Here is an 18954-nt window from a genome sequence, read left to right on the forward strand (position 1 = left end):
TCCCATACGTGCGCACAGATCTCCGCAGGATCGCGCAGGGAATCGAGCCTTGCATAGAAAAAGCCCATCCCGCAGCAGCAGAATGGGTCTTTTTCGGTATCGTCACTCAGTTCTCGTGTCGTTTGGTCGCAGCTGCGCCAAACTTTATATCAAGCGAACGAATCCGCAAAATCTCCATCCCCATCACTCGCAGGTCAATCGGTGATTGTTAATCAAGCAGGTCTCCTGGCTCCAGTTCATCGCTCCTTCGCATCTTCCCGGGGGCTTCCCCAGTGACTGCCGGCTCGCGCTGGCGTGCGAATTTGCTCACTGTTACAGTGGCGTGACCGCTCCGGCTTATGAGATCATACTCTCCCTACCGGATTCCCTATGAAGCATTAAGGCTTTGCACAGCAAAACCTCTGCACTTGATCCAATTTCTATATGTAATTTTTATGGTACGATAGAATAGTACCACTGAAAGCACTTCTTGTCAATAAAAAAGAATCACTGTGTGAATAATTCCACAGTGATTCTCTCTTTTGTTACTCGAGGACGTAGACCTCAACCGAGCGCCGGCCGAACTGGATTGCCTCGTCATAGCTCTCCATGCAGAGGTCAATCGTGTTGCCGACGATCGCCCCGCCCGTATCCGCAGCGATTGCCTCGCCGTAGCCCGGGATATAGAGCCGCGAGCCGAGCGGAATGACGTTCGGATCGACGGCGACAACACCGCGGCGCGCCGCCATGCCGGTCGCCGTAATGCCGCTGCCGCCCCCGTCACTCGGGAGATAGGCGGATGCGTGCATTGTATAGGCTGCACGATAGCGGGGAATCCCCCGACTTACGCGTTCGGCCTCGCGCTCACGCGCGCGCCGCTGCTCCGCCGCCTGCTCATTCTCTGTGAGCTGTATTGCAAGGTTTGCGGTGACTGGTGTATCAACACCGGGGTTCACATCAACCTCGTTCATATTGTAGCCATACTCTGCCACAACGTCGCCGACGGTATGTCCGCTCGTCATAACCTGCTGCGTATCGTCCCAGAAGGAGATGGTGACGGGCACGGCGCGCCGTACGGAGATGTCCGTACGCGGCGGATCCTTGCTCTCCTGCACCTCGTAGGTGTCCTTCTCGCCGAGCGTAACGCCAAGTTTTGCAAAAATATCGTTAGGCTGCGTCTGCACCGTCATGTCGTTGATCGTCTCTCCATCGACATGCACACTCACGCGGTGCATATTCTTCGGCAAGCCGTTCATCGTGAAGCCGCTGGACATCAGCATCATGCCCGCCAGCGCCGCACAGAGCACCGTGTTCTTCTTGGATTGGATGTATTTTCCTACACTTTTCCACTGCATAGAATTCCCCCTTTGTTGACGGTATTTTCCCACTGAGAACTGAATTTTTCATGAAAAATGGGATTCAGTATAAAATTGATAGGCATTTTCTAACTTAGCTCTCCACTTTTAGGGAATTCGTCCTATGTAAAAGCCCTGCGTGCAGAGGATTTTTCTGCACACAGGGCGATAAATTGCGTGAAAACAATAGTATTTGGTTTTCTGCAGGAACCTGCTGTTCCTGCGCGGTGTCTATCACAGCTTTGGATAGAGCCTCTGTGCATTCTCTGTCGTATAACGCGCAACTTCCTCGAATGCTTCACCACGAATCTCGGCGATCTTGGCGACGATATGCGTGACGCAGGCGGGCTCGTTGCGCTTGCCGCGCAGGGGGACGGGAGCGAGGTAGGGGCAGTCCGTCTCGACGAGGAGTTTATCCGCAGGGGCTTCGCGGACGATGTCCGGCAGTTTCGCCGCATTCTTGTACGTGAGCGGCCCGTCAATGCCAATGTACCAACCCATCTTCCACAGTTCACGTGCCATTTCAAGACTGCCCGAGTAGCAGTGGAGAACGCCCGTGAGCCCCGCCCCCTCAGCACGCAGCATGGCGAGCGTGTCGCCGTGCGCCTCGCGGTCATGGATGCAGACGGGAAGACCCGCCTCGCGTGCGAGGTCAAGCTGCGCTGCAAGGAGGTCACGCTGCAGGGCGCGGCGCGACGCGTCCTTTTCCCAGTAGTAGTCGAGTCCGATCTCGCCGATGGCGACGACCTTCGGATGCTGTGCCCATGTGAGGAGCTGACGGCGCATCTCGTCCGTCAGCACACACGCGCTCTCGGGGTGGATCCCGACAGCGGCATAGAGTGCAGGATATTCCTCCGCATCCTGCACCACCTGCGCGGATGCCGCCATCGTATCGCCCATGCTGATGATCTTCGTTACGCCCGCCTCATGCGCGCGTGCGATCACGTCGATGCGGTCATCGTCGAATTTTTCGTCGCAGAGGTGGGCGTGCGTGTCGATGAGTGTCATGCCTTCTCGACCTCGATGCGCGGGAAGAGCTGCTCTGCCGTGCCGACCGTATGCCCGTCAGGCGTTGTGCCCCATGCGGCGATGTCCGCCAGCTGCACGCCGTCAAAGTCCGCATGGAAGCCGAGCTGCTTGTGGATGCGGCGTGCCGTCGTCGGCATGAACGGCGCGATGAGGACGCTGACGATGTGCAGCGTCTCGACAAGGTGATAGAGCACAGCGTCAAGCTGCGCCGCCTTCGCTTCGTCCTTGGCGAGCGTCCACGGCGCAGTTTCGTCGATGTATTTGTTCGTACGCGAGATCAGCGCCCAGACGGTCTTTACTGCGGCGGAGAGCTCCATCGCGTCCATCTGCTCCGTATAGTCGCGCACCGTCGCCGCCGTCATCGTTTCGAGTGCCGCGTCGAAGTCCGTGCGCCCTTCACCCTTTGTGACAACGCCCTTCCGATATTTTTTTGCCATGGAGAGCGTGCGGTGAAGCAGGTTGCCGAGATCGTTCGCCAGATCGGAGTTGATGCGTCCGATGAGCGCATCGCGCGAGATATTGCCGTCCTGTCCGAGTGCGATCTCGCGCAGGAGAAAGTAGCGGATGGCGTCCGCGCCGAACTCCTCGATGAGGGCGACGGGGTCGACGACGTTGCCGACCGACTTCGACATCTTGGCACCGTTGACGATGAGCCAGCCGTGGCCGTAGACTTTTTTCGGCAGGTCAAGCCCGAGCGCCATAAGCATACAGCCCCAGATGATCGTGTGAAAGCGCACGATTTCCTTGCCGACGAGATGCACGTCCGCCGGCCAGTATTTATGGAACATTTCCTTGTCATGGAGGTAGCCGATCGGCGTGAGATAGTTCGTCAGTGCGTCGAACCAAACGTAGACGACGTGCTTTGGGTCAAACGGCACGGGGATGCCCCAGTCGAACGAAGTGCGCGAGACGCACAGATCCTCCAGCCCCTGCTCGATGAAGGCGATCATCTCGTTGCGGCGCGAGACGGGCTGGATGAAGTCGGGATGTTCGTTGATGTAGGCGAGCAGACGATCCGCATACTTGCTCATGCGGAAGAAGTATGCCTCCTCGGAGACCTCCTGCACGGGGCGGTGGCAGTCGGGGCAGCAGCCGTTCTCGTCGAGCTGCAGCCTCGTCCAGTAGCTCTCGCACGGCGTGCAGTAGAGTCCCTTGTACTCACCCTTGTAGATGTCGCCCTGATCGTAGATGCGCTGGAAGATATCCTGCACGAGTTCATAGTGGCGCGGCTGCGTCGTGCGGATGAAGTCATCGTAGGAGATGCCGAGCAGCCGCCACAGCTCTTGAAAGCTCGCAACGATGCGGTCGACGTACTGGATGGGCGTGATACCCTCCTTCTCCGCCGCCTGCTGGATCTTCTGCCCATGTTCATCCGAGCCGGTCAGGAAGAACACGTCGAAGCCTGCGAGCCGCTTGTAGCGCGCAATGGTATCCGCGACCGTCGTGCAGTACGCGTGCCCGATGTGGAGCTTCGCGCTCGGGTAGTAAATCGGTGTTGTAATGTAAAATGGAGTCTTTCCGCTCATAAATCATGCCTCGTTTCGATATAATTTCCTGTATATAGTAGCACAGAGTGTGCGGGGTGACAACTGCGGCGGCATTCATATACACAGAGAACTGTATTTATCATATCTACTTTTACAAGAACGATGTGCTCTGGACGAACATCTCCATCAGCATCCGTGCCGCTGCGGACAATCGTCTCCGCTAGGAAAGCACGGATACATTTCTGTATCGGGGATAAGCGGCGGTGTCTGTATGTATCGGCATGGTCAATCGGCGACATTTTTGATCGCGTGAATGACCTTGTCTGCAACCGCCCGATACACTGCCCAACCGCGATCATAGTGATTGCACTCACAGCAGACATAGCCAATAAACCCTGCCAACTCATCAGGAGCAGGGGCATTCCGCCACGGGGGACACGCCTCCAGCCGCTTGCAGATCAAGTGAACCTCATGCTCATATTCGTCTGGCGGCGCAGATGGAAACAAATGCAGGGGGTCCCATTCGTCTATGACCTTTTTCACGGCGAGAAAGGTCTCCAACTGCGGCACTGATGCTCTTAAATACAGATTCATGTATCGCATAATTTCTCCCCCAGTATTGCCTGATATACCTCCCTGCGCGAGATGCCGAGTTCCTGCGCGGTGCGGCGCATGGCTTCCTTCTTGTCGAGCCCTGCGGCGATATGTGCTGCATAACGTTCCGTGAGGGACATCTCCGCCCCATCATCCACAGCGACATTCTCATCTGCGCCCGCGACGACGATCACGAACTCGCCGCGCGGCTCGTTCTCTCGGTAGTAGTCTGAGAGTTCGCCGAGCGGCGCACGGCGAAACTCCTCGAATTTCTTCGTCAGTTCGCGCGCGGCGCATGCCTGCCGCTCTTTTCCAAGGCACTCTGCGAGAGCATCAAGCGTCTCACGCAGACGGTGCGGCGCCTCGTAGAAGATGAGCGTCTCGGGATAGGCGGCGACGCGTGCCAGCACCTCGCGCCGTTTCTTTTCCTTGCGCGGGAGAAAGCCGACGAAGGTGAATCCTTCGAGCGGGAGTCCCGCGCAGATGAGCGCGGAGAGTGCGGCGTTCGCCCCCGGCAGCGGGGTGACGGGAATGCCTGCGGCGACGGCGCGTCGTGCAAGATCGCCGCCGGGGTCGGCGATGCCGGGAAGTCCCGCATCGCTGACGCAGACGATGGTCTCCCCCGCCTGCATCCGTGCGATGAGTTCGGGGCCCTTGGCATCCTTGTTGTGCTCATGGTAGCTGGTCATGGGCGTATGGATGTCGTAATGCGCGAGCAGCCCGCGCGTATGGCGCGTATCCTCGGCGGCGATGAGATCCGCCGTGCGCAGCATCTCAACGGCACGGCAGGTGATGTCGCCGAGATTGCCGATGGGCGTTGCACAGAGATAGAGCCGTCCCGTTTCGTTCACGGTGATCCCCCCTCACGATCGTTCACATGCTTCCTTTATACGGAACAGACGGCAGGTTGTCAAGAAAAACAAGAGCAGCATCCTCCTTTCTTTAAGGAATCCCTGATAAAATGAATCCCGTCAAGGCAGAGGTACTGAATTTATCCGTGCTTCCTTAAAAGTTCGATTATATTTTTCTCTTTTGCCTTTTCATTTTTCTTTTGTTCATATATAGTAGTAGCATCGTTAAGGGATGATTTGAGGTGTTGTATTATGGATGAAAAAACACATGTCCTCATCGTGGAGGATGAGACACGCATTGCACGTTTTTTGCAGATGGAGCTGGAACACGAAGGATTTACAGCAGAAATCGAAGGCAATGGGACGCGTGCCTATGAGCGCATCATTCAGGAGAACTTTGATATTATACTGCTCGATGTAATGCTCCCCGGCATGGACGGCATTGAAATCTGCCGCCGTGTACGCACCGTGTCGAACGTGCCCATCATCATGCTGACGGCACGCGATGCCGTTGAGGACAGAGTCGAGGGGCTGGACATCGGCGCGGACGATTACATCACGAAGCCGTTTGCTGTGCCGGAGCTGATCGCACGCGTACGCAATGCCCTGCGCCGCCGCGATATATCGACGGACGATGCGTCCGACCGCCTGACGGTAAAGAACCTCATCATGTTCCTCTCACGCTACGAGGTGCAGGTAGACGGGGAGACGGTGGCTCTCACGAAGCGGGAGTACGATCTTCTCGAGTATCTCCTGCGCAACAAACGCACGGTGCTGACGCGCGACCAGATCCTGCAGGAGGTATGGGGATTCGACTACACGGGCGAGACCAACGTTGTCGATGTCTACATCCGCTACCTGCGCGCCAAACTTGATGACCGCTTCCACAAGAAGTACATCTATACGGTGCGCGGCGTCGGCTATGTGGTCCGCGATTAGGAAGAGAGCTGCCCGCTGGGCTGACCGCCATCTATACATCCGCATCTCGACCAAAATCACACTGATGTATGCCGCCATCCTCTTTTTCGTGCTCATTCTTTCAACGGCGATTCTGGGGATGGGTGCATACATCTTTTTTTATCGGCAGGCAGAGGTTGATCTCGACCGCAGTATCCGTCACGTGATGAATAATATCGAGAGCGGAAACGCCGCCGAAGCAAAATTTTGGTTTGAGGGTCCGGTCATTCCTGGGGTTATCGTGCGTATTACGGATGCCTCCGGTCGTGTCGTTCTCGATACAGATACACACTTCCCTTCCATTGAGGCAATTGAGAGAGGCCGTGTGCCGACGCCCTTCTGGGCGAACCCTGAGATGGAGGTCTCCGAGTTCCGCAACGGTGCGGTCTATCACGCGCGCCGTACCATTGAGTATGGCGGCATCTCCTATCAGATTCATTTCTTTCGCACGATCACGACAGAGAAGGATTTTTTTTACTCGCTGCAGCGGCTCCTCTTCTACACAGTTGCGATCTGCTTTGTGCTCGCCCTTGTTGCGGGTCATTTCATCAGCACGCGCATCCTGAACCCGATCCGTGCAATCACACGGACGGCAGGCAGCATCGAGGTGGAACGCCTTGGTCAGCGCCTCGATGTTCCGCGTGCACGCGATGAGCTGGCAGAGCTGGCACTCACGTTCAACCGCATGCTCGGACGTCTGCAGGAAGGGTTCATGCTGCAGCAGCGCTTTGTCTCGGATGCTTCGCATGAACTGCGCACACCGCTGACGGTTATCCTTGGATACTCCGATATGCTCTCACGCTGGGGGCGCGAAGACAAGGACATTCTCGAGGAGGGCATCACGGCGATCCGTTCGGAGGCGGAGAATATGCAGCAGCTCATCGAAAAGCTGCTCTTCCTCGCACGTGCCGATCAGAAGCGGCAGGCCGTACACAAGGAGTCGGTCATCTTCACGGAGCTTCTCGCCGACACCATCGAAAAGATGCAGACCGTCACGACCTCACATGAGGTGACGCTCGGGGAAAATGCCGAAGCAACGGTGTACGCCGATCCTGTTCTCCTGCGCCAGCTGCTGCGCATCTTCCTCGAGAATAGTCTGAAGTATACGCCGCCGGGCGGTCATATCCACGCTTCCTCCACGCTTGCGCCGGACGAAAAGTCGATCACCGTGACACTTTCGGACGACGGCATCGGCATTGCCAAGGAGCATCAGGCACATATCTTTGATCGTTTCTATCGCGTGGACTCTTCGCGCACGAAGGAGACAGGCGGCTCGGGCCTCGGACTCTCCATCGCCCGCTGGATCGCCGACCAGCACGACATCCGCATCAGGCTGATAAGTGAAGAGGGAGAAGGCACGTCCGTTATGCTGACCATCCCGACCATCGGCAGCAGCTCATAATGTATACCGAAAAGGCGTCGCCCATCGGCGGCGCCTTTTGTGATACAATAAGAGAAAGCAGAGACAAATGCAAAAGGAAAGGACAGATTGCGATGAAAATCCTCATCACGGGAGCCACAGGCCAGCTGGGTCATGACTGCGCGGAGGAATGCAGGGCACGCGGGCACGAAGTACACGGCGTCTCCTCCGAGCTCTTCCCGCTGTCTGACGAGAACGTCATGCGCGCCGTCCTCGATGCGACGGAGCCGGATGCCATCCTCCACGCGGCTGCGTACACCGCTGTGGACAAGGCAGAGGACGAACCCTCACTCTGCCGCAAGGTCAACGCAGCGGGCACGGAGATCCTCGCACGTCTCGCGCGAGAGAGAGATGCAAAGCTCCTCTACGTCAGCACAGACTACGTTTTCCCCGGTACGGGCGACGCTCCCCACGAGACAAACGAACTTACCGCCCCGCACAACGTCTACGGTGCATCAAAGCTCGCGGGCGAAGAGGCGGTGCAGCAGCATCTCGAAAAGTATTTCATCGTACGCACCTCGTGGGTCTTCGGTGCGCATGGCAAGAATTTCGTAAAGACCATGCTTGAGCTTTCCAAGACGCACAAGAGCCTCTCCATCGTCGCCGATCAGATCGGCTCGCCCACGTATACGCGCGACCTCGCGCCTCTGCTCGTGGATATGCTTGAGAGCGAGAAATACGGCATCTATCACGCGACGAATGAGGGATTCTGCTCGTGGGCGAAGTTCGCCGCCGAGATCTTCCGTCAGGCGGGCGCGGATGTCAACGTGACCTCCGTCCCCTCGCATATGTACCCGACGAAGGCCGTGCGCCCGAAGAACTCCCGCCTCAGCAAAAAGAGCCTCGATGAGGCGGGCTTCCGCCGTCTGCCGACGTGGCAGGATGCGGTGGGCCGCTTCTTAGGGGAGCTGAAAGAGTCGGCAGAATAGCCGCTGCTGCACTGTGAGGAGGCTGTGTGTTTCAAAGCAAACACTAGTGGAGTAAGTGCGTAAAGTGCACGATCCCTTGTGCAGTGAGGTGTTCGCGCGGGACAATACACCGCCATACAAGCCCTGCAAATATGTATACCCTGACAAAAGAGTGACAAATATGCCCCATTCTGCTATAATGGGGCATATTTTTTCATTCCAAAAAGGAGGAATCCATTTGCTCAGCAACATCAGCCGCAAGTACCGCGAGACGGCACTCATCAAGCTCATCGCGGTCGGACTCATCATCGGTATTCTCATCGCGCTCTACGCGCCCGCCGTCATTCCCGTCGTCGCCGTGCTCGGCGATGTCTTCGTCCGTGCCCTGAAGGGTGTCGCGCCGATCCTCGTCTTCGTTCTCGTCATGAACGCGATGGCGCAGCGCACCGTCGGCGCAGGTGCGGCACTGAAGCCCATCGTGCGTCTCTACATCATCGCGACCTTCCTCGCGTCCGTCGTCGCTGTCGGGTTCTCCTTCGCCTTCCCATCGACGCTCCATCTCGTCGTCGCGGACGCAAATGTTGCGCCGCCGAGCGGCATTGTCGAGGTCGTGCACAACCTCATTCTGAACGTCGTCGACAACCCAATTCACGCAATCGCAAGCGCGAACTACATCGGCATCCTTGCATGGAGCGTCCTCGCAGGGGTCGCTCTCCAGAAAGCAAGCCCGACCACGAAGAACACGGTGCGCGACTTCGCCGTCGTCATGACGCAGATCGTACTCTGGGTCATCCGTTTCGCTCCGTTCGGCATCATGGGGCTCGTCGCGGATGCAGTTGGTACGAGCGGCGTGGATGCCCTCATCAGCTACCTCCAGCTCCTCGCCGTTCTGCTCGGCGCATTCTTCTCCGTCGCACTCATTATGAATCCGATCATCGTCTGGACACACATCCGCCGCAACCCGTTCCCACTCGTCTTTACCACCCTGCGAGAGAGCGGAATCTACGCATTCTTTACGCGCAGCTCTGCAGCGAACATTCCCGTCAACCTCCAGCTCTGCAAGCGGCTTGGGCTCAATCCCGAGGTTTACTCCATCTCCATCCCGCTCGGTGCGACCATCAACATGAGCGGTGCGGCGATCACGATTGCAATTCTCTCGCTCGCTGCCGCACACACATTAAACATTAATGTCGATCTGCCGACCGCCCTCCTCCTCTGTCTCATCGCCACCATCGGTGCGTGCGGCGCATCGGGTGTTGCGGGCGGTTCGCTCCTCCTCATCCCCGTTGCCTGCTCCTCGTTCGGCATCAGCAACGACATCGCCATGCAGGTCGTCGGTGTCGGCTTCATCATCGGCGTTCTGCAGGATTCCTGCGAGACCGCGCTCAACAGCTCGACCGACGTACTCTTTACCGCGACGGCGGAGTTTGCCGACCGTGCGCGTGCGGGCACACTCGCGGATGGGGACATGATTCCGAAAGACGAGACCTGATCCTCCCGGTAAGACAAAAAGAACCTGCCATAGATCTTATGACCTATGGCAGGTTCTTTTTGTCTGTCTCTTTTTAGAAATAGCGAAGCCGCCGATTGAGTGTCACGCCGAGCGCTGCTGCTGCAACGGCTTTGATGAGGTCCCCCGGGATGAACTGGACAAGGGCCATAAAGGCGGCGGTGATGCCGACGAATTTATCGCCGAAGAGAATGGTCAGCCACAACGTCGCAAAGAGATACGTGATGGGGACGCTGATGAGCGCACCGACGAGGGCGTAGCGCGGAAAGGAGGGCGTATGCCCCTTGAGGAGGCTCATCAGTGTATAGGCGACAAGAAAGCCAATGAAAAAACCGCCGCGCGGTCCCATGATGATGCCGAGTCCGCCGACGCCGCCGGCAAAGACAGGCAGTCCGATCGCACCAAGGACGGTATAACCGATAAGGACTACCGCCGTCTGCCGCGGCGTGAGCACGAGCGCGGCAAGACACATGACGAAGGTCTGCATTGTGAGCGGTGCCATAAACGGTACAGGGATGGCAATGTAGGCACTCACACAGATCAGCGCGATGCAAAGAGCCATCCGTGTGGTGTTTCGGACGGAAAAAAACGGATCATCATGAGAGGTCATAAAAGCGACGCCTTCTTTCTTATATGCTCGTATTCTACACGGAAAAAGCCTAAGCGTCAACTCGTTTTGCTTTTTAGGTAAACAAAGAGGGATTGCGTACAAAGCCCATTCACTCTGTACCACAATCCCTCACTGTTATGCTGCCTCAGCTGCTCAGTTTCTCGAGCCGCGAGAGGTCAACTTCTTCGTATGTCTCCTCCTCAGGTTCCTCGGGTGCGGGTGGTTCCGGCACCGGCTGCGGTGCATGGTCGACGATCTCGAGGTTGCGGTAGCGGGTCATGCCCGTACCGGCCGGGATGAGCTTGCCGATGATGACGTTTTCCTTGAGTCCGACAAGCGGGTCAATCTTCCCCTTGATTGCAGCGTCAGTAAGGACGCGCGTGGTTTCCTGGAAGGAGGCCGCCGAGAGGAAGGAGTCCGTGGCAAGCGATGCCTTTGTGATGCCGAGCAGGATGGGCTTTGCCACGGCGGGCTCGCCGTCCTCCTCGATCGCCTTGGTATTCGCCGCCTCGAACGCGTTGATCTCGATGTACTCGCCCGGGAGGAAGTCGGTCGTTCCGGCCTCCTCGATCTTGACCTTGTGCAGCATCTGCCGCACCATGACCTCGATGTGCTTGTCGTTGATCTCAACACCCTGTGACTTGTAGACCTTCTGCACCTCGTAGACGAGATAGCGCTGAGTCGCCTGCAGGCCGCAGACACGCAGGATGTCGTGCGGATTCACGGAGCCCTCGGTGATCTTGTCGCCGGGCTTCATGACCGCGCCGTCGCGCACCGCCATGCGTGCACCGAACGGCACAGAGTACTCACGCGGCACGCCGCCCTTGGGCGTGATCGTAACCGTGCGCATTCCCTTGGCCGTATCATCAATGGCGACAACGCCTTCGTTCTCTGCAATGATGGCATTGTGCTTGGGCTTGCGCGCCTCGAAAAGTTCCTCAACACGCGGTAGACCCTGCGTAATGTCGTCACCGGCAACACCGCCCGAGTGGAAGGTACGCATGGTAAGCTGTGTGCCCGGCTCGCCGATGGACTGTGCGGCAATGATGCCGACTGCCTCGCCGATCTCGACCTCTGCCTGGTTGGCAAGGTCACGGCCGTAGCACTTCATGCAGACACCAAACTGCGACTTGCAGGTGAGTACGCTGCGGATGGAGACACGCTTCCGGACGCCCTCAATGCGCTTCGCGAGTGCTTCGTCTACGGAGTCATTGACATGGGCGATCGTCTCACCCGTCGCCTCGTCCACGATGTCTTCAGCGAGCACACGCCCGACGATGCGGTCGGCGAGGGATTCGATGACGCCCGTCCCCTCGGTGATCGCCTCGACCTCGATGCCGCGCACATTGTTGTTGCGGATATGGAGCTCATGAAGCTCGGAGGAAAGGATATCCTCCACCATCTTGTCCGTCAGCACAGCGCCGGCGGGAGCAAGTACAGTCCCATCCTCCATGACAGCGTCGCGTACGATTTCCTTGCCGCTGAGCTCGCGGAGGAGGGCGGCGTGCACCTTTCTGCGTTTCTTTGCATCCGGCTCACCGAGCGTAATGCTTTCCGTGACCATCGCGTTGCTGACCGCGCCGTCCGCGTTGACGGAGGAGCCGCGCACCATGATCTCGCGGATATCGCGCTCACCGATGGTCTCAAGCACTTCATCATCGAGGACGGTGTCCTGCGGATAGAGCACGTCCTTCGTCTCGGGATCGTAGATCGCCGCCGCGAGAAGGCGCCCCATCAGACTGTCAACGAGGAGTTCAAGTGCATCAAATGCAGACTCTGCGAGGCGCGCACGCACCTGCAGGAGGTTGATCGCGGAGACATCGCAGTCCTCTTCACGGACGATGACATCCTGTGCCACGTCAACGAGACGGCGGGTCAGATAGCCCGAGTCCGCCGTACGCAGTGCCGTATCGGCAAGGCCTTTGCGCGCGCCGTGCGAGGAGATGAAGTAATCCGAAACGGAGAGCCCCTCACGGAAGTTCGCCGTGATCGGCAGGTCGATGATCTTGCCCGACGGGTCAGCCATCAGTCCGCGCATACCGGCCAGCTGACGCATCTGCTGTTTGTTTCCTCGGGCGCCCGAGTCCGCCATCATGAAAATGGGATTGAAGGGATCCATGTTTTCCATCATGGCATCCGCGACGTCATCCGTCGCCTTCGTCCAAAGCTGGACGACCTTCTTGTAGCGCTCGTCCTCGGTGATAAGGCCGCGCGAGAACTGGCGCTCCACCTTATTGACCAGTGTCTGTGTATCCGCGATGATCTCTTTTTTCTGCGGCGGTACAATGACGTCGGAGACGGCGACCGTCATGCCCGCAATGCAGGCATAATGGTAGCCGAGATTCTTCACGTTGTCGATGACCTCGGCGGTCTTGGTCGCACCAAAATGATCGTAGCAGTTTGCAACGAGTTTGCCGAGTTCCTTTTTGTTCATGAGAACGCCGAGCGTCCACTCACCCGTCTCCGGATCCTGCTTGTAGTGACGCAGTTCTTCGGGCAGAATCTCGCTAAAGATGAGCCGGCCGAGCGAGCTTTTCACCAGCCCGTAGCCCGCGATCTGCACGCGGATCTCCGCCTGCAGGTCGAGCACCTTCTCCTGATAGGCAAGCAGTGCCTCCGCGATCCCCGTGAATGCTTTGCCCTCACCGATCGCACCCGGCTTCAGCTTGGTGAGGTAGTACGAGCCGAGTACCATGTCCTGCGAGGGCACGATGATGGGCTTGCCGTCCTTCGGCGCAAGGATATGGTTTGCGGCGAGCATAAGGACGCGTGCCTCGGTCTGCGCCTCGGCGGAGAGCGGCAGATGAATCGCCATTTGGTCGCCGTCAAAATCGGCGTTGTACGCCGTACACGCAAGAGGGTGCAGCTTCAGCGCACGTCCCTCGGTGAGCACCGGCTCGAATGCCTGAATGCCGAGGCGATGCAGCGTCGGTGCACGGTTGAGGAGGACGGGATGCTCCTTGATGACATCCTCGAGCACGTCCCAGACCTCGGGGCGCGCACGCTCGACCATGCGCTTGGCCGACTTGATGTTGTGCGCTGCGCCGTCCGCCTGCAGTTTTTTCATAACAAAGGGCTTGAAGAGTTCGAGTGCCATCTCCTTCGGGAGGCCGCACTGATGCAGCTTCAGCTCGGGACCGACAACGATAACGGAGCGTCCCGAGTAGTCGACGCGCTTGCCGAGAAGGTTCTGGCGGAAACGCCCCTGCTTGCCCTTGAGCATATCCGAAAGCGATTTCAGTGCGCGGTTGCCGGGGCCCGTGACCGGGCGGCCGCGGCGGCCGTTGTCAATGAGCGCATCGACCGCCTCCTGCAGCATCCGCTTCTCATTGCGCACAATGATGTCGGGCGCACCGAGATCGAGCAGACGGCGCAGACGATTGTTGCGGTTGATGACGCGGCGGTAGAGATCGTTGAGATCGGAGGTCGCAAAGCGGCCGCCGTCGAGCTGCACCATGGGGCGCAGATCGGGCGGGATGACCGGTACGACGTCCATAATCATCCACGAAGGCTGATTGCCGGACTTGCGGAATGCCTCGACCACCTCAAGGCGACGGATGGCGCGCACCTTCTTCTGACCGGAAGTCGTCCGCACGTCGTGTCTGAGCTGTTCGCTCATCTGCTCGAGATCGAGTTCCTCGAGCAGTTCCTTGATCGCCTCCGCGCCCATGCCGACACGAAACGTATTGCCGTACTTTTCGAGTGCCTCGTGATACTCGCGCTCGGAGAGCAGCTCCTTTTTCTTGAGATCGGTTTCGCCCGCATCAAGAATGATGTAGTAAGCGAAGTAGAGCACCTTCTCAAGTGAACGAGGAGAGACATCGAGGATGAGGCCCATGCGGCTCGGGATGCCCTTGAAGTACCAGATGTGCGAAACAGGTGCGGCGAGTTCGATGTGTCCCATGCGCTCACGGCGTACCTTTGCACGCGTCACCTCGACGCCGCAGCGGTCGCAGACGACCCCCTTGTAGCGGATGCGCTTGTACTTGCCGCAGTGGCACTCCCAGTCGCGCGTCGGGCCAAAGATGCGTTCGCAGAAAAGGCCGTCACGCTCAGGCTTCAAGGTGCGGTAGTTGATGGTCTCCGGCTTCTTTACTTCACCGTGCGACCACGCACGAATCTTATCGGGAGAAGCAAGTCCAATCCGCATCGAGTCAAAATTGTTTACATCCAGCAATAGATGCCACTCCCTTCCTTACAGATCATCCTCATCCGGCGCATCGATGCCGTCGATACTGCCGTGCAGGATTGCATCCATGTCATCCGCAATGTCCTCGTCCGCATCGATATCCGCAATGATGTCCTCATCAGCAGAGTTCTCTGCGTTTCCGTCGTCCTCGTAATCATCCGCGGAGGGCGGCGGCGCGGCTCCGTTCTCATCCACGCCCTCCACATCGAGGTCGAGGGAACGTGCCTTTTCGCTGATGTCCTCCTCCTCCTCATCGCGGATGGCAATTTCCTTCGCATCCTCGTTGAGCACCTTGATGTCGAGACCGATGGCCTGAAGCTCCTTGATAAGAACCTTAAAGGACTCGGGAACGCCCGGCTCCGGAATATTGTCCCCCTTGACAATGGACTCGTATGCCTTCACGCGCCCAACCACGTCGTCGGACTTGACCGTCAGGATTTCCTGCAGCGTATATGCCGCGCCGTATGCCTCAAGTGCCCAGACCTCCATCTCGCCGAAGCGCTGTCCGCCGAACTGCGCCTTGCCGCCGAGCGGCTGCTGGGTGACGAGGGAGTACGGTCCCGTGGAACGTGCGTGAATCTTATCATCAACCAGATGATGCAGCTTCAGCATGTAGACGCAGCCAACCGTGACGCGGTTCTCGAACGGCTCGCCCGTGCGCCCGTCATAGAGCACCGTCTTGCCGTCTGCGGGAAGTCCCGCCGCGCGGATCGTGCCGAATACGTCGTCGTCGCCCGCGCCGTCAAAGACCGGAGTCGCGATGTGAATGCCGGCCACATCGGGCACGGGCATCCCGTTTTTATCAAAATCATAGCCCGCCGCGCGGAGGTCGGCCTCCACCGTCGGGTCGCCGTCCTTGATGCGCTGACCGAGAACGCGGCACGCCATGCCGAGATGCGTCTCCAAGACCTGCCCGATATTCATACGCGACGGAACACCGAGCGGGTTCAGCACAATATCAACGGGTGTGCCGTCCGGCAGGAACGGCATATCCTCCTGGCGCATGATGCGCGAAACGACACCCTTGTTGCCGTGGCGGCCGGACATCTTGTCGCCGACCGAAATTTTGCGCTTCTGCGCGATGTAGACGCGCACGAGACGGTTGACCCCCGGCGGCAGTTCATCGTTGTTCTCACGGGTAAAGATCTTCACATCGATGATCTTGCCCGCCTCGCCGTGCGGCACGCGCAGCGAAGTGTCACGCACCTCACGCGCCTTCTCACCAAAGATCGCACGCAGGAGACGCTCCTCTGCCGTCAGCTCCGTCTCGCCCTTTGGCGTGACCTTGCCGACGAGGATGTCCCCAGGGCGCACGTCCGCGCCGATGGAAATGATGCCGTCCTCATCGAGATCCTTGAGCGCATCCTCCGCAACATTCGGAATGTCGCGCGTGATCTCCTCGGGACCAAGCTTTGTATCACGCGCATCACACTCATACTCCTCGATGTGAATCGAGGTATAGAGGTCACGCTTGACAAGGTTCTCACTGAGGAGAACTGCGTCCTCATAGTTATAGCCTTCCCACGGCATATAAGCAACGATGATGTTGTAGCCGAGTGCCAGCTCACCGTTGTCCGTCGAGGGGCCATCGGCGATGGGCTGCCCTTCCGTCACGCGGTCGCCCACATAGACGAGCGGCTTCTGATTGATGCACGTTGCCTGGTTCGAACGGATGAATTTCTGCAGTTTATAGGTATCAAATGCGCCCTCGTCCGAGCGGACCGTGATCGCATCTGCCGAAACCTCCGTCACCTCGCCGCTGTGCTTTGCGAGCACCATAACGCCCGAGTCGCACGCGGCCTTGTACTCCATCCCCGTACCGACGAGCGGCGCCTGCGTCTTGAGGAGAGGCACCGCCTGACGCTGCATGTTCGCACCCATGAGGGCACGGTTCGCATCGTCATTCTCCAGGAATGGGATCATTGCCGTCGCAATGGAGAACACCTGACGCGGCGACACGTCCATATAGTCCACGCGCTCACGCGGATGCAGCCCCGTCTCCTCATGAAAACGTGCTGTGACACGCTCGTTGACGAAGTATTCATTCTCATCCAGCGGCTCATTCGCCTGTGCGATGATGAGCTCATCCTCCTCGTCCGCCGTCAGGTAGCGAACATCATCCGTCACACGGTGATGTTCCTTGTCTACGCGGCGATAGGGCGTCTCCATAAACCCGAACTGATTCACGCGCGCGTAGTTTGCGAGCGAGCCAATGAGTCCGATGTTCGGTCCTTCCGGCGACTCAACCGGACACATGCGCCCATAGTGCGAGTTGTGCACGTCGCGCACCTCAAATCCCGCGCGCTCGCGCGAGAGCCCGCCGGGACCGAGCGCCGAAAGGCGGCGCTTATGCGTCAGCTCGGAGAGCGGGTTGTGCTGATCCATGAACTGCGAGAGCTGCGAGGAGCCAAAGAACTCCTTCACCGCCGCCACGACGGGGCGAATATTGATGAGTCCCTGCGGCGTGATGCTCTCCGTCTCCTGGATTGACATGCGCTCGCGCACGACACGCTCCATGCGCGAGAGACCGATGCGGAACTGATTCTGCAGCAGCTCGCCCACGGCACGCACGCGGCGGTTGCCGAGATGGTCGATGTCGTCCGTATTGCCAAAGCCGTTCATGAGGCCGAGGAGGTAGCTGATCGCCGCCATGATATCCTCACGCGTCACCGTGCGGAACTGATAGTCGCGCGTCGGTGCACAGAGCATATGATGGATCTCGCCATCGGGTTTCTGTACATCAAAGGAGATGAGTTCGCCGTCGCCGAAAATTGCCGTCTCGCGCTCTGCGCTGACCGCATCCACCATCTCCGGCGTAATTGGCTCGCCCTTCGGGAACACGATCTCGCCCGTTTCCTTGTCAACAATCGGCTCAGCAAGCACCTTGCCGAGGAGGCGACGGCGCCAGCCAAGCTTTTTCGTCAGCTTGTAGCGGCCGACCGTCGCGAGATCATAACGGCGCGGGTCAAAGAACAGCACCTCGAGAAGCTGACGCGCATTGTCCTCATTCGCAGGCTCACCCGGACGCAGGCGGCGATAGATCTCAATCACCGCACGGCCGCGCGTCTTGACCTCATCCGTGTCACGCTCGATCGTTGCAAGGATGCGCGGATCATCGCCGAAGAGTGCACGAATCTCCGCGTCCGTCTCGTAGCCGAGGGCGCGGATGAGGTAAGTCACGGGCATCTTGCGCGTGCGGTCGATACGCACGGAGATGACGTCATTTGCATCCGTCTCCAGTTCAATCCACGCCCCGCGGTTCGGGATCATCGTCGCGTTATAGAGCTCCTTGCCCGTCGTATCGATTTCCACACCGTAATACGTGCCGGGCGAACGCACGAGCTGGCTGACGATAACGCGCTCCGCACCATTGATGATGAAGGTTCCTGTATCCGTCATGAGCGGGAAATCGCCCATAAACACTTCCTGCTCCTTGATCTCGCCCGTTTCACGGTTCACGAGGCGCACATTCACGCGCAGGGGCGCAGCATAGGTCACATCGCGTTCCTTGCACTCGTCGAGATCGTACTTCGGCTCACCGAGCGCAAACGACTCAAAGGAAAGGATGAGATTCCCGGAGAAGTCCTGAATGGGTGAGATATCGCGGAAAATCTCCGCAAGTCCCACCTCAAGAAACCACTGATAACTTGCACGCTGAATGTCAAGAAGATGCGGCATCTCCATGACTTCCTTAATATGCGCATAGCTATACCGGGTGCGACGGCCGACCGATACAGGATTGAACATGAACGCTGTCACCCTTTCGCTGGAATATCCTGGCATCCGCACACCGTTTCAAGAGGAAGGAGCACCGCCGTCAGAAGCCACTGACAGCAGTTCCCTTGAACAGACACAAAAAGAACAAGGCAGCCATTCGAATACCTTGCTCTCTTGTCCTTTCTAACCGCACACCGAGCCGCGCGGCGTCCTCCCCCGAAAAAGGGCGCACAAACCCCATACTTATGTCAATAGGTCATTGTATAATACTACACCTTGAATACTGTGTCAAGAAAAATTTTATCCAGTGAAACAGCCCCCGCAAAAGCGCTTCTCCTTGCAAAATTC

General features: G+C 58.3%; 12 protein-coding genes and 1 riboswitch. Of the genes, 4 read left to right on the forward strand and 8 right to left on the reverse strand.

Going from position 1 to position 18954, the window contains the following annotated elements:
* Positions 1 to 198: 198 nt before the first annotated feature.
* Positions 199 to 426: riboswitch (cobalamin riboswitch) on the reverse strand.
* Between the two features lie 98 nt (positions 427 to 524).
* From HMPREF0908_RS04895 to rsmI, 5 genes are all read right to left on the reverse strand, one after another.
* On the reverse strand, positions 525 to 1334 hold the full coding sequence (locus HMPREF0908_RS04895; protein WP_006690344.1) for a G5 and 3D domain-containing protein: 810 nt from the start codon (positions 1332 to 1334) through the stop codon (positions 525 to 527).
* 234 nt (positions 1335 to 1568) lie between these two features.
* Positions 1569 to 2342 carry a TatD family hydrolase gene (locus tag HMPREF0908_RS04900; protein ID WP_006690345.1) on the reverse strand — a complete coding sequence of 258 codons (774 nt, stop codon included), beginning with the start codon at positions 2340 to 2342 and terminating at the stop codon, positions 1569 to 1571.
* Positions 2339 to 3889, reverse strand: coding sequence for a methionine--tRNA ligase (metG, locus tag HMPREF0908_RS04905; RefSeq protein WP_006690346.1), 1551 nt, complete (start codon positions 3887 to 3889; stop codon positions 2339 to 2341). Before metG ends, HMPREF0908_RS04900 begins: the two co-directional genes overlap by 4 nt.
* 246 nt (positions 3890 to 4135) lie before the next feature.
* Positions 4136 to 4444: a hypothetical protein gene (locus HMPREF0908_RS04910; RefSeq protein ID WP_006690348.1), complete on the reverse strand. Its 309-nt coding sequence runs from the start codon at positions 4442 to 4444 to the stop codon at positions 4136 to 4138.
* Entirely contained in the window at positions 4441 to 5295 is an 855-nt protein-coding gene (gene rsmI, locus HMPREF0908_RS04915) for a 16S rRNA (cytidine(1402)-2'-O)-methyltransferase (RefSeq protein WP_006690349.1), read from the reverse strand. The genes HMPREF0908_RS04910 and rsmI overlap by 4 nt, the downstream gene beginning before the upstream one ends.
* A 252-nt stretch (positions 5296 to 5547) precedes the next feature.
* Here rsmI and HMPREF0908_RS04920 point away from each other — a divergent pair, with 252 nt between their 5' ends.
* The 4 genes from HMPREF0908_RS04920 (at position 5548) to sstT (ending at position 10072) form a co-directional block, all read left to right on the forward strand.
* On the forward strand, positions 5548 to 6234 hold the full coding sequence (locus HMPREF0908_RS04920) for a response regulator transcription factor (protein WP_006690350.1): 687 nt from the start codon (positions 5548 to 5550) through the stop codon (positions 6232 to 6234).
* A complete protein-coding gene (locus HMPREF0908_RS04925; protein WP_006690351.1) occupies positions 6218 to 7654 on the forward strand; it encodes a sensor histidine kinase in 1437 nt (478 codons plus the stop codon). The genes HMPREF0908_RS04920 and HMPREF0908_RS04925 overlap by 17 nt, the downstream gene beginning before the upstream one ends.
* A 92-nt stretch (positions 7655 to 7746) precedes the next feature.
* Complete coding sequence (rfbD, locus tag HMPREF0908_RS04930) at positions 7747 to 8601, forward strand: dTDP-4-dehydrorhamnose reductase (RefSeq protein WP_040572427.1); 855 nt, start codon at positions 7747 to 7749, stop codon at positions 8599 to 8601.
* Between the two features lie 217 nt (positions 8602 to 8818).
* Positions 8819 to 10072, forward strand: coding sequence for a serine/threonine transporter SstT (gene sstT, locus HMPREF0908_RS04935; RefSeq protein WP_040572428.1), 1254 nt, complete (start codon positions 8819 to 8821; stop codon positions 10070 to 10072).
* Between the two features lie 73 nt (positions 10073 to 10145).
* On the opposite strand, the gene HMPREF0908_RS04940 is transcribed toward sstT, so the two are convergent.
* The 3 genes from HMPREF0908_RS04940 to rpoB all read right to left on the reverse strand — a co-directional run bounded on the left by HMPREF0908_RS04940 (position 10146) and on the right by rpoB (position 18636).
* Positions 10146 to 10700, reverse strand: a complete 555-nt coding sequence (locus tag HMPREF0908_RS04940) for a biotin transporter BioY (RefSeq protein WP_040572429.1) — start codon at positions 10698 to 10700, stop codon at positions 10146 to 10148.
* Between the two features lie 145 nt (positions 10701 to 10845).
* Entirely contained in the window at positions 10846 to 14850 is a 4005-nt protein-coding gene (gene rpoC / locus HMPREF0908_RS04945; protein WP_006690355.1) for a DNA-directed RNA polymerase subunit beta', read from the reverse strand.
* A gap of 45 nt (positions 14851 to 14895) precedes the next feature.
* A complete protein-coding gene (gene rpoB / locus HMPREF0908_RS04950; RefSeq protein WP_006690356.1) occupies positions 14896 to 18636 on the reverse strand; it encodes a DNA-directed RNA polymerase subunit beta in 3741 nt (1246 codons plus the stop codon).
* Positions 18637 to 18954 lie beyond the last annotated feature (318 nt).

This window comes from Centipeda flueggei ATCC 43531, from assembly GCF_000160695.1.
GTDB lineage: Bacteria > Bacillota > Negativicutes > Selenomonadales > Selenomonadaceae > Centipeda > Centipeda flueggei.

Excerpts from the sequence above, each read along its gene's own strand:
- rpoC (WP_006690355.1), bottom strand. The coding sequence starts at position 14,850 with ATGCGGATTGGACTTGCTTCTCCCGATAAGATTCGTGCGTGGTCGCAC.
- HMPREF0908_RS04900 (WP_006690345.1), bottom strand. The coding sequence starts at position 2,342 with ATGACACTCATCGACACGCACGCCCACCTCTGCGACGAAAAATTCGAC.
- HMPREF0908_RS04910 (WP_006690348.1), bottom strand. The coding sequence starts at position 4,444 with ATGAATCTGTATTTAAGAGCATCAGTGCCGCAGTTGGAGACCTTTCTC.
- metG (WP_006690346.1), bottom strand. The coding sequence starts at position 3,889 with ATGAGCGGAAAGACTCCATTTTACATTACAACACCGATTTACTACCCG.
- rpoB (WP_006690356.1), bottom strand. The coding sequence starts at position 18,636 with ATGTTCAATCCTGTATCGGTCGGCCGTCGCACCCGGTATAGCTATGCG.
- HMPREF0908_RS04925 (WP_006690351.1), top strand. The coding sequence starts at position 6,218 with ATGTGGTCCGCGATTAGGAAGAGAGCTGCCCGCTGGGCTGACCGCCAT.
- HMPREF0908_RS04940 (WP_040572429.1), bottom strand. The coding sequence starts at position 10,700 with ATGACCTCTCATGATGATCCGTTTTTTTCCGTCCGAAACACCACACGG.
- HMPREF0908_RS04920 (WP_006690350.1), top strand. The coding sequence starts at position 5,548 with ATGGATGAAAAAACACATGTCCTCATCGTGGAGGATGAGACACGCATT.
- rfbD (WP_040572427.1), top strand. The coding sequence starts at position 7,747 with ATGAAAATCCTCATCACGGGAGCCACAGGCCAGCTGGGTCATGACTGC.
- HMPREF0908_RS04895 (WP_006690344.1), bottom strand. The coding sequence starts at position 1,334 with ATGCAGTGGAAAAGTGTAGGAAAATACATCCAATCCAAGAAGAACACG.